7 protein-coding genes are annotated in these 9,956 nt (G+C 69.1%); all 7 read left to right on the top strand.

All coding sequences use genetic code 11. The features are described 5' to 3' along the window. The first annotated feature begins 41 nt into the window (after positions 1 to 41). The 7 genes from QSJ95_RS02470 to QSJ95_RS02440 all read left to right on the top strand — a co-directional run bounded on the left by QSJ95_RS02470 (position 42) and on the right by QSJ95_RS02440 (position 9,951). On the top strand, positions 42 to 1,628 hold the full coding sequence (locus QSJ95_RS02470; RefSeq protein ID WP_285639724.1) for a TolC family protein: 1,587 nt from the start codon (positions 42 to 44) through the stop codon (positions 1,626 to 1,628). Next, positions 1,612 to 2,397 (top strand): efflux RND transporter periplasmic adaptor subunit, encoded by a 786-nt coding sequence (locus tag QSJ95_RS02465; protein WP_285639722.1) that lies wholly within the window; start codon positions 1,612 to 1,614, stop codon positions 2,395 to 2,397. Before QSJ95_RS02470 ends, QSJ95_RS02465 begins: the two co-directional genes overlap by 17 nt. 6 nt (positions 2,398 to 2,403) lie before the next feature. Further along, the gene (locus QSJ95_RS02460) at positions 2,404 to 3,744 is read left to right on the top strand and encodes an efflux RND transporter periplasmic adaptor subunit (RefSeq protein ID WP_285639720.1); all 1,341 of its coding nucleotides are present in this window, start codon (positions 2,404 to 2,406) and stop codon (positions 3,742 to 3,744) included. Next, positions 3,744 to 5,843, top strand: a complete 2,100-nt coding sequence (locus QSJ95_RS02455) for a site-2 protease family protein (protein ID WP_285639718.1) — start codon at positions 3,744 to 3,746, stop codon at positions 5,841 to 5,843. The genes QSJ95_RS02460 and QSJ95_RS02455 overlap by 1 nt, the downstream gene beginning before the upstream one ends. Positions 5,844 to 6,361: 518 nt before the next feature. Then, entirely contained in the window at positions 6,362 to 6,895 is a 534-nt protein-coding gene (locus tag QSJ95_RS02450) for a cytochrome b (protein WP_043317159.1), read from the top strand. Between the two features lie 192 nt (positions 6,896 to 7,087). Beyond that, positions 7,088 to 7,855 carry an SDR family oxidoreductase gene (locus tag QSJ95_RS02445; protein WP_009622290.1) on the top strand — a complete coding sequence of 256 codons (768 nt, stop codon included), beginning with the start codon at positions 7,088 to 7,090 and terminating at the stop codon, positions 7,853 to 7,855. A gap of 278 nt (positions 7,856 to 8,133) precedes the next feature. Next, positions 8,134 to 9,951 (top strand): DUF1302 domain-containing protein, encoded by a 1,818-nt coding sequence (locus QSJ95_RS02440; RefSeq protein ID WP_009622292.1) that lies wholly within the window; start codon positions 8,134 to 8,136, stop codon positions 9,949 to 9,951. Positions 9,952 to 9,956: the final 5 nt, after the last annotated feature.

Here is a 9,956-nt window from a genome sequence, read left to right as displayed (position 1 = left end):
GGGATCGACAGAAAAAAACACGCATTGAACAAGGAATGCTTATGCCGGGACAACGCCTCAAGGCCTTGAGTGCCATCATCGCCGTCAGCACCGTGCTTGGCGCCTGCTCCTCGCTGATGGAGTCCAAACCCTACGACGAACAGCAGATGCGCCAGCGCGTCATCGACGACCAGGCGCGCATGTACCGCGAGCAGGAGCCGGTGAACGCGCCCATCACCTTCTACGAGGCCGCGGCGCGAGCCCTGAAATACAACCTCGACTACCGCCTGAAGCTGCTGGAAAGCGCCCTGGCCGCCGACCTGCGCGACGTCACCGCCCACGAGATGCTGCCGCGCCTGGTGGCCTCGGCCGGCTACGCCGGGCGCAACAACGACTCCGGCGGCACCTCCATCGGCATCCAGGACCGCCAGGTGTCCCTGCGTCCGTCCACCTCCGAGGAGCGCTACCGCGACATCGACAGCCTGGGCCTGTCCTGGAGCCTGCTGGACTTCGGCGTGGCCTACTACCGCACCCAGCAGAAGGCCGACCAGATCCACATGGCCGAGGAACGCCGCGAGCGCGTGGCGCAGAACGTCATGCAGGACGTGCGCAACGCCTACTGGCGGGCCCTGGGCGCCCAGCGCCTGCTGCCGGAGGTGGACAACCTGTTGATGCGCACCCACCGCGCCCTCACCGCCGCCCGCGAGGCCGAGAACCAGGGCCTGCTGCCGCGCCAGGACATCCTCGCCTACCAGCGCGCCCTGCTCGACTCGGTGTACATGCTCACCGTGCGCCGCCAGGACCTGGAGTTCGCCCGCGCCGAACTGGCCGCGCTGATGTCGCTGCCGCCGAACTCGAAGATGCTCCTGGCCGACACCAGCGAGCCGCCGCTGCCGCTGGTCACCAGCAACGTCGAGAGACTGGAGCAGCTGTCGCTGCAGCACCGCCCGGAAATCATGGAGGAGTGGTACCGCAAGCGCGTCGACGAGAACGACCTGAAGATCGCCAAGGCCCAGCTGTGGCCCAACGTCAGCGTCAACTACGGCTACCAGTACGACTCCAACAAGTACCTGTACAACAACCACTGGAACGAGACCGGCGTGCAGGTCTCCATCAACCTGCTGCGCCTGCTGCAGTACCCGGCGCTGAATACCGCCCAGCAGACCCAGGCCAAGACCGACGACATGCGCCGCACCGCGCTGTCCATGGCCATCCTCACCCAGGTCCGCGTCGGCCTGCTGCGCTACCAGCTGGCGCGCCAGGAAGTGGAATTCGCCGACGACAGCCTGCGCGTCGACAAGAGCCTGCTGGACTACGCGCAGAAGGCCCGCAGCGCCGCCCTGGGCACCGAGCTGGAACTGATCCGCGCCGAGGGCCGCTACCTGCTCTCGCGCTACCAGCGCGAGGCCGCCTACTCCGACGCCCAGGCCGCCTGGGGCCGGCTGTACAACTCGGTGGGCTTCGCCGTGCTGCCGGACAAGGTGGAAAACCACGACGTGAAGACCCTGGCCCGGGAAATCCAGCGCACCCTCGAACAGGAGAGCGGCAGCAACCTGCTCACCGCCAGCAGCAGTCTCTCTGGCAGCAACCTCTCCAGCAACGCCCCCTCCAGCAGCCACGAAGGAAGCGCCAATGCCGCACAGCCGTAAGTCCTGCCTGTCGTTCCTGCCGCTGTTGTTCCTCGCCCTGCTGCCGTCGGCCTTCGCCGCCGACGGCGATCCCACTCTCCCGCCGCCAGCCGCCAGCGACGAACCCAACGCCATCCGCGTGCTGCTGGTATCGGACCTGGAGACCACCCTGTCCAGCCAGATGAACGGCACCCTCGGCGAACTCAAGGCCAGCCTCGGCCAGAAGGTCGGCAAGGACGCCCTGCTGGCCCAGCTCCAGTGCGTCGAGGTGCAGGCCCGCGCCAAGGTCGCCGCCGCCGAGCTGGGCATGGCCCGGCAGAACCTGGCGGCCAAGCGCAACCTGCAGAAGCTCGACGCCGCCGGCGAGCTGGAAGTGGCCATGGCCACCACCGAGGTGAGCAAGGCCGAGGGCGCCCTCACCCTGGCCCGCGCCCAGGCCGGCTACTGCCAGGTGCAGGCGCCCTTCGCCGGGCGCGTGGCCAAGGTCTACGTCAAGCCGTACCAGACCGTGCAGGCCGGCGCGCCGCTGTTCGACCTGGTCAGCGACGGCGCCCTCAAGGTGCGCCTGAACGTGCCCTCCACCCTGCTGCCGCAGCTCAAGCCCGGCATGCCGGTGGAAGTGGAAATCCACGAGACCGGCAAGCGCTACCCGGCCAAGGTCAGCGCCATCAACGCGCGGGTCGACGCCGTGGCCCAGACCGTCGAGCTGGAGGCGCGCCTGGATGCGGCCTATCCTGAACTGATCGCGGGCATGAGCGGTACCGCGCGCTTCCCCGACGCGCAAGAGTAGGCAGCCATGAGCGAGATGTTTCCGCCACCCCAGCTGCTGCTGAGCCTGGCCAACCTGCGCGACCGCGCCCTGGCCGCGGAGTCGCTTAACGCCCTGGCCTTCTCCATGGCCAACGACCTCTACGCCCTGCTGCGCTTCCACCAGGCGCTGGTGCTGGCCCAGCACGGCCAGCAGCTGGAGCTGCTGTGCATCTCCGGCCTTGCGCGGCCCACCGAGGACTCGCCCTACCTGGTCTGGCTGCGCCGCGCCGGGCGCTGGCTGAGCGGCCAAGTGGCGGACGCGGCGCCGCGCTGGCTGCCCCGCGAATCCCTGGAAGTGCCCGAGGACATCGCCGAAGGCTGGGCCGAGTGGTGGCCCAGCGGGCTCTGGGTCATCCCCCTGCATGACCGCCACGGCCAGCGCCTGGGGCTGCTGGTGTTCCTCCTCGACGAAGCCCCGGCGCCCTCGGTGGAGAACCTGCTGCAGGGCGTGTTCCAGACCTGGGCGCACTGCTGGGCCGCCTTCGGCAAGCCGCGCTCGCTGCGCTTCTGGCGCCCCAGCCGGCGCCAGCTGTTGCTGGGCGTTGCGGTGCTGGCGGTGATGCTGCTGGTGCCGGTGCGGCAGACCGCGCTGGCCCCGGCCGAAGTGGTGTCGCGCAATGCCCAGGTGATCAGCTCGCCGATCGACGGGGTGATCGCCCGCATGCTGGTGCGGCCGAACCAGAGCGTCGAGGTCGGCACCCCGCTGTTCGCCCTCGACGAAACCACCCTGCGCAGCCGCGCCGAAGTGCTGGCCAAGGAAGTCGCGGTGGCCGACGCCGAGCTGCTGGCCGCCAGCCAGCGCGCCTTCGACAACCCGCAGAGCAAGGGCGAGCTGGCGGTGCTCAACGGCACCGCGCGGCAACGCCGCGCCGAACTGGCCGCGGTGCAGGCGCAACTGGCGCGCACCACGGTGCTCTCGCCGCGCGCCGGGGTGGCGGTGTACAGCGACCCCAACGACTGGCTGGGCAAACCGGTGGTCACCGGCGAGCGCATCCTCCAGGTCGCCGATCCCCGCCAGCCGGGCATGCGCATCCAGCTGCCGGTGGCCGACGCCATCGCCCTGGACAGCGGCGCGCCGGTCACCCTGTTCCTCACCGCCTACCCGCTCTCGCCGCTGCACGGGGAAATCCTCGAAACCAGCTACGAGGCGCGCCCGGGCGACGACGGCGTGGCCTCCTACCGCCTGCTGGCCAGCGTCGAGGGCGCCCCGGCCCACGCCCGCCTGGGCCTGCACGGCACCGCCAAGCTCTACGGCGAGCGCGTGCCGCTGGGCTACTACCTGCTGCGCCGGCCGCTGGCCGCCGCCCGCGCCTGGACCGGCTGGTGATGGACGCCGCCGCCGAAGACCTGCCCACGCCGCCGCTGCGCGACGACCTCGACATCGCCGAGGCCGGCAGCAATGCCGACGGCGAGCCGGCCTGGGTGATCCACGACAACGTCACCAACCGCTTCTTCCGCATCGGCTGGCTGGAGTTCGAATGCCTGCTGCGCTGGGAGCAGACGCCGCGGCGCATCGCCGAAGACATCGCCGAGCAGACCGCGCTCAAGCCCGACGTCGAGCAGGTGCTGGGCTTTCGCGCCTTCCTCGAACGCCACCAGCTGGTGCGCCCCGGCGCCCAGGCCCTGGAACGCCTGCGCGAGGCCAGCGAGGGCAACCAGTTCCTGACCTGGAAATGGTGGCTGCACCACTACCTGTTCTTCCGCATCCCGCTGCTGCACCCGCAACGCCACCTGCGGCGCCTGGCCGGCGCCCTGGGCTGGCTGTTCCACCCCTTCATGGGCGTGCTGGTGGTGGGCCTGGGCCTGCTCGGCATCGTCCTGGTGGCGCACCAGTGGGACACCTTCCGCCACGACGTGGTGGAATCCTTCTCCACCGAGGGCCTGCTCAGCTTCGCCCTGGCCCTGGTGGTGGCCAAGACACTCCACGAACTGGGCCACGCCCTGGTGGCTACGCGCCTGGGGCTGAAGGTGGCGCACATGGGCATCGCCTTCGTGGTGATGTGGCCGATGCTCTACACCGACACCGGCGAGAGCTGGAAGCTGCGCAGTTCGAAACAACGCCTGGCCATCGCCAGCGCCGGCATCCTCACCGAGCTGGGCCTGGCCGGGCTGGCCACCCTGGGCTGGGCGCTGAGCGACCCGGGCCCGCTGCGCAACGCCCTGCTGTACCTGGCCACCACCAGCTGGGCGCTGTCCCTGGCGCTGAACGCCAGCCCCTTCATGCGCTTCGACGGCTACTTCATCCTCTCCGACCTGCTCGACTTCCCCAACCTGCACGAGCGCGCCACGGCCCTGGCCAAGGTCACCCTGCGGCGCAACCTGCTGGGGCTCGACGAAGCCTGGCCGGAAGCCTTCCCGGTACGCCAGCGGCGCCTGCTGGTGGCCTTCGCCATGATCACCTGGGTGTACCGCCTGGTGCTGTTCCTGGGCATCGCGGTGACCGTCTACCTGTTCTTCTTCAAACTGCTCGGGATCTTTCTCTTCGCCGTGGAAATCTCCTGGTTCATCGTGCAGCCGATCTGGCGCGAACTGAAACACTGGTGGCAACACCGCGGCGAAGTGCGCCGCGGCCGCCGCCATCTCTTCCTCCTCCTGCTGGCAGCCGCCCTGCTGCTGGTCGCGGTGCCCTGGCGCAGCCAGATCCACGCCGTGGGCCTGGCCCGCGCCGAGCACCAGGTGCGCCTCTACGCACCCTTCCCGGCGCTGTTGCAGCAAGTGCGTAAGGCCGGCCCGGTGCAGGCCGGGCAGACCCTGGTGGTGCTCGACCAGCCGGACATCACCCTCCGCCTGGCCGGCAACGAAGCCAGCATGCAAGGCTACCGCGCCCGCCTGGCCGGCCTGCTGGCCGACCCCGGCGGCCTGGCCGAGGAAGCCGCCACCCGCCAGCGCTACGGCGTGCAATTCCAGGAAGCCCGCGCCGCCCGCTCGGAAATCGCCCGGCTGAACCTGCAGGCGCCCTTCGCCGGCCAGTGGCTGGACCTGAACCCGGACTGGCGCGGCGGCCAATGGATAGGCACCCGCGAGCCCCTGGGCGTACTGATCGACCCACACAGCTGGCAGGTGGACGCCTACGTCGGCCCCGACGAAGTCCAGCGCCTGGGCAAAGGCAGCGCGGTGCGCTTCTACCCCGAGGGCGTGCCCCGGGCGATCACCGGCAAGGTCCTGCAGATAGGCACCACGCGCATCGGCCAACTGGGCCAACCGGCCCTCGCCTCCCGCCACGGCGGCCCCCTGGCGGTGCAACCCCACGGCGACCAACTGGTGCCCAGCAGCCCGCTGTTCCACGTGCTGGTGCAGCTGGACGAAGCCCCACCGAACCTCCACGAAACCCGCGGCCACCTGCAGATCGAAGGCCAGCGCCGCAGCCTGCTGGCGGATGGGTTGATGCACCTGGCGGCGGTGTTCATGCGCGAGAGTGGGTTCTAGCGCTCCCGCGATTTCGCGCGCAGGGCGCGCTCCTGCATGGGAGCTGCGCCGAGGCGCTCTTCGTAGGATGGGTTGAGCCTTGGCGAAACCCATGCGGTCGGGGTGATGGGTATCGCTTCGCTCAACACCATCCTACGAAAAGCCGTGCTTCCTGGAAGGTAAGCGGGCCCTGCCCACGATTTCGCGCGCAGGGCGCGCTCCTACAGGGGAATGGCGTGGGTTGGGCGGCGTAGGCGCAACTGTCCTGCCCCGCGCCGAGATGCGGCGGATAACCGCGAACGGTTATGCGCCCTACGCACTTGCCGGTTGACGCTGAACTATCCGACCGCTCCGAACGGCTCCCTCTCCCGCTTGCGGGAGAGGGCTGGGGAGAGGGCGCTCTCACCCCCCCACAACAAATTGCAACGCCTTCCTCCCCATAACAGCCAGCCCCTTCGGTTACCCTCCCCGGCTCCCACGAAAAAACGACCCGCCCCAAGCCCCCTCGGCAAGGCCGGCGTCCGCAAAGAGGAACCCCCGTGACCCAAGCCCGCTACACCCCCGCCCAGATCACCCTGCACTGGCTCAGCGCCCTCCTGGTGCTGGCCATCATCGCCCTGCCCTACGGCAAGGACCTGTTCGCCGGCCTGCTCGGCGGCGTCGGCGGGGTGTTCACCCTGCACAAGTCCCTGGGCCTGACCGTCCTGGCCCTGACCGTCACCCGCCTGCTGGTCCGCGCCCGCCATGGCGCGCCGCAGCTGCTGCCGGCCGACGAGCGCCTCAAGCTGCTGGCCGCCAAGGCCGGCCATGCCCTGCTCTATGCGTTGCTGATCCTCATGCCGCTCACCGGCCTGCTGTTCGGCAAGCGCCCGGTGAACCTGTTCTGGCTCGTGGAAATCCCGCCGCTACCGCTGTCCGATGCCGCGCGCGAGGCGGCCAAGGCCTTCCACGTCACCGCCCAGTACCTGCTCTTCGCCCTCATCCTCGGCCACGCCGCCGCGGCCATCTGGCACCACCACGTGCGCCGCGACGGCGTGCTGCGCGCCATGCTGCCGGCCCGCGAACAGGCCTGAGGCGCCACCCGGGGCCGGCTCGCCACGCGCCGGCCCATCATCCCCATTCATCATCCTGATCGCACTTCCGGGCGATACCGCCGCTCCGCCCCGCTGCCTATGCTCGCCTGGCCGGCCCCACCCCTAGACGCGCCTCCTGATCCGACCGGGGGCGGTGGCCGGCCCCTTTCGCAACCGTTCCCGGAGCAGCCCATGTCCACACCCGCCCCCTTCGACCTCAGCGGCAAGGTCGCCTTCGTTTCCGGCGCCAGCCGCGGCATCGGCGAAGCCATCGCCCACCTGCTGGCCCGCCAGGGCGCCCAGGTCATCGTATCCAGCCGCCGGCTGGAGGGCTGCCAGGCGGTGGCCGAGGCCATCCAGGCCGCCGGCGGCAAGGCCAGCGCCGTGGCCTGCCACATCGGCGAGCCGGAGCAGATCCAGGCCACCTTCGCCTGGATCCGCGAACGCTTCGGGCGCCTCGACATCCTGGTCAACAACGCCGCCACCAATCCGCAGTACGGCAACGTGCTGGACACCGACGTCGCCGCCTTCCAGAAGACCGTGGACGTCAACATCCGCGGCTACTTCTACATGTCGGTGGAAGCCGGCAAGCTGATGCAGGCGCAAGGCGGCGGCAGCATCGTCAACGTCGCCTCGGTGAACGGCATCACCCCCGGCGAGCTGCAGGGCATCTACTCGGTGACCAAGGCCGCGGTGATCAGCATGACCAAGGTCTTCGCCAAGGAATGCGCGCCCTTCGGCATCCGCTGCAACGCGCTGCTGCCGGGGCCCACCGACACCAAGTTCGCCGCCGCCCTGGTGCAGAACCAGGCGGTGCTCGACGGCATCCTGCAGCGGGTGCCGCTCAAGCGCGTGGCCAACCCCGAGGAAATGGCCGGCGCCGTGCTCTACCTGGCCAGCGACGCCTCCAGCTACACCACCGGCATCAGCCTGGCGGTGGACGGCGGCTACCTCATCTGATCCGCACGCCCGCGGGCGCCCTTCCGACCTCCTGACGCACCGGGCCCTGGCCCGGTGCGCGCGTTGCCCCGCGGAATTCCTTCAGACAACTCCCACATCTCACCGAGCCAGTGAATGAAGGACCATTCAGCGTATTGCTGGACCCCGCTGGAACCCGCGCCACAGCGCGACTCATACCTTCTTCCGATGCGCCACTCGTACTTTCGCGCGCTTATCCGCCCCCGGCGCTCCACATAGCTTGTGCCTGCAGTCTTCCACCCCCTGCACTGGAGCGTTTCATGAGAACAATAACAAGACCTGGATTCTTCCAACCGCAGCTGCTCGCGCTGGCCGTCGCCCTGGGCGTGGCCGCCCCTGCCAAGGCGGTCAACTTCAACATCGGCGAGATCGAGGGGCAGTTCGATTCCTCCCTGTCCCTGGGCGCCAGCTGGAGTACCCAGAGCCCCCACCAGGACTTCATCGGCTACAACAACGGCGGCAACATCGCCACCCACACCACCGACGACGGCCGCGTGAACTTCGAGAAGGGCGAGACCTTCTCCAAGCTGTTCAAGGGCATCCACGACCTGGAGCTGAAATACGGCGACACCGGCCTGTTCGTCCGCGGCAAGTACTGGTACGACTTCGAGCTCAAGGACGAGAGCCGGCCGTTCAAGGACATCAGCGACGACGGCCGCGACAAGGGCGCCCGCTCCTCCGGCGCGCAGCTGCTCGATGCCTTCGTCTACCACAACTACGACATCAAGAACCTGCCGGGCAGCGTGCGCCTGGGCAAGCAGGTGGTGAGCTGGGGCGAGAGCACCTTCATCCCCAACAGCATCAACAGCATCAACCCCATCGACGTTTCCGCCATCCGCCGCCCCGGCGCCGAGATCAAGGAAGCGCTGCTGCCGGTGAACATGTTCTACCTGTCGCAGAGCGTGACCGACAGCCTGTCCGTCGAGGGCTTCTACCAGCTCAAGTGGGAGAAGACGGTACTGGACAACTGCGGCACCTTCTTCGGCACCGACGTGGTCCCCCACGGCTGCAACCTGAACAACGCCAACAACGCCGCGCCCGGCTTCGGCTCGCTGATGGCGCAGTTCGAGCCCATCGCCGCGGCCGCAGGCCAGGGCTTCATCGCCAACGACGAAGGGGTGATCCTGCCGCGCAGCGGCGACCGCGAGCCGGGCGACAGCGGCCAGTGGGGCCTGGCCCTGCGCTGGATGACCGACGACGTCGAGTACGGCGCCTACGCCATGAACTACCACAGCCGCAACCCCTACTACAGCAGCCAGACCGCCAACGGCGCCACCCTGGCCTCGCTGGGGCGCATCCTGGCCGCCACCGGCGCCGCCTGCGGTGGCCGCCCGGGTTGCTCCTCGGTGGTCCAGGGCATGGCCCTGAGCACCGTGCTGGGCAACAGCAACTACTTCATCGAGTACCCCGAGGACATCCGCCTCTACGGCCTGAGCTTCGCCACCAGCCTGCCCACCGGCACCGCCTGGAACGGCGAGATCAGCTACCGGCCGAACATGCCGCTGCAGATCAACACCCCGGACGTCTCCCTGGCGGTGCTCAACCCGATCGCGGCGACCAGCTCGCCGACCATGCCCAACGTGCCCGGCGGCATCAACCGCGGCTACGAACGCAAGCCGATGACCCAGGTGCAGACCACCTTCACCCACTTCTTCGAACAGGTGATGGGCGCCGACCGCCTGACCCTGGTGGGCGAACTGGGCCTGACCCAGCTGAGCGACCTGGAACCCACCAGCTCCATGCGCTACGGCCGCTCCCCCGAGTACGGCCAGTGGGCGCCGGGCAACACCCACGGCTTCTACACCAACACCTCCTGGGGCTACCGCGCCCGCGGCATCCTCGACTACGGCAACGCCATCGCCGGCATCAACCTGAAACCGAACATCGCCTGGTCCCACGACGTGGAAGGCTACGGCCCGACCTTCAACGAAGGCGCCAAGGCCATCAGCCTCGGCCTGGATGCCGACTACCGCAACACCTACACCGCCAGCCTGTCGTACACCAACTTCTTCGGCGGCGACTACAACACCCTGATCGACCGCGATTTCCTCGCGTTCAGTGTCGGCGTGAACTTCTGATCCGC

This window comes from Pseudomonas sp. NBRC 100443 (assembly GCF_030268185.1).
Taxonomy (GTDB): domain Bacteria; phylum Pseudomonadota; class Gammaproteobacteria; order Pseudomonadales; family Pseudomonadaceae; genus Pseudomonas; species Pseudomonas citronellolis.
Note: the sequence above shows the minus strand (reverse complement) of the source record. Positions and strands in the feature narration are given on the sequence as shown.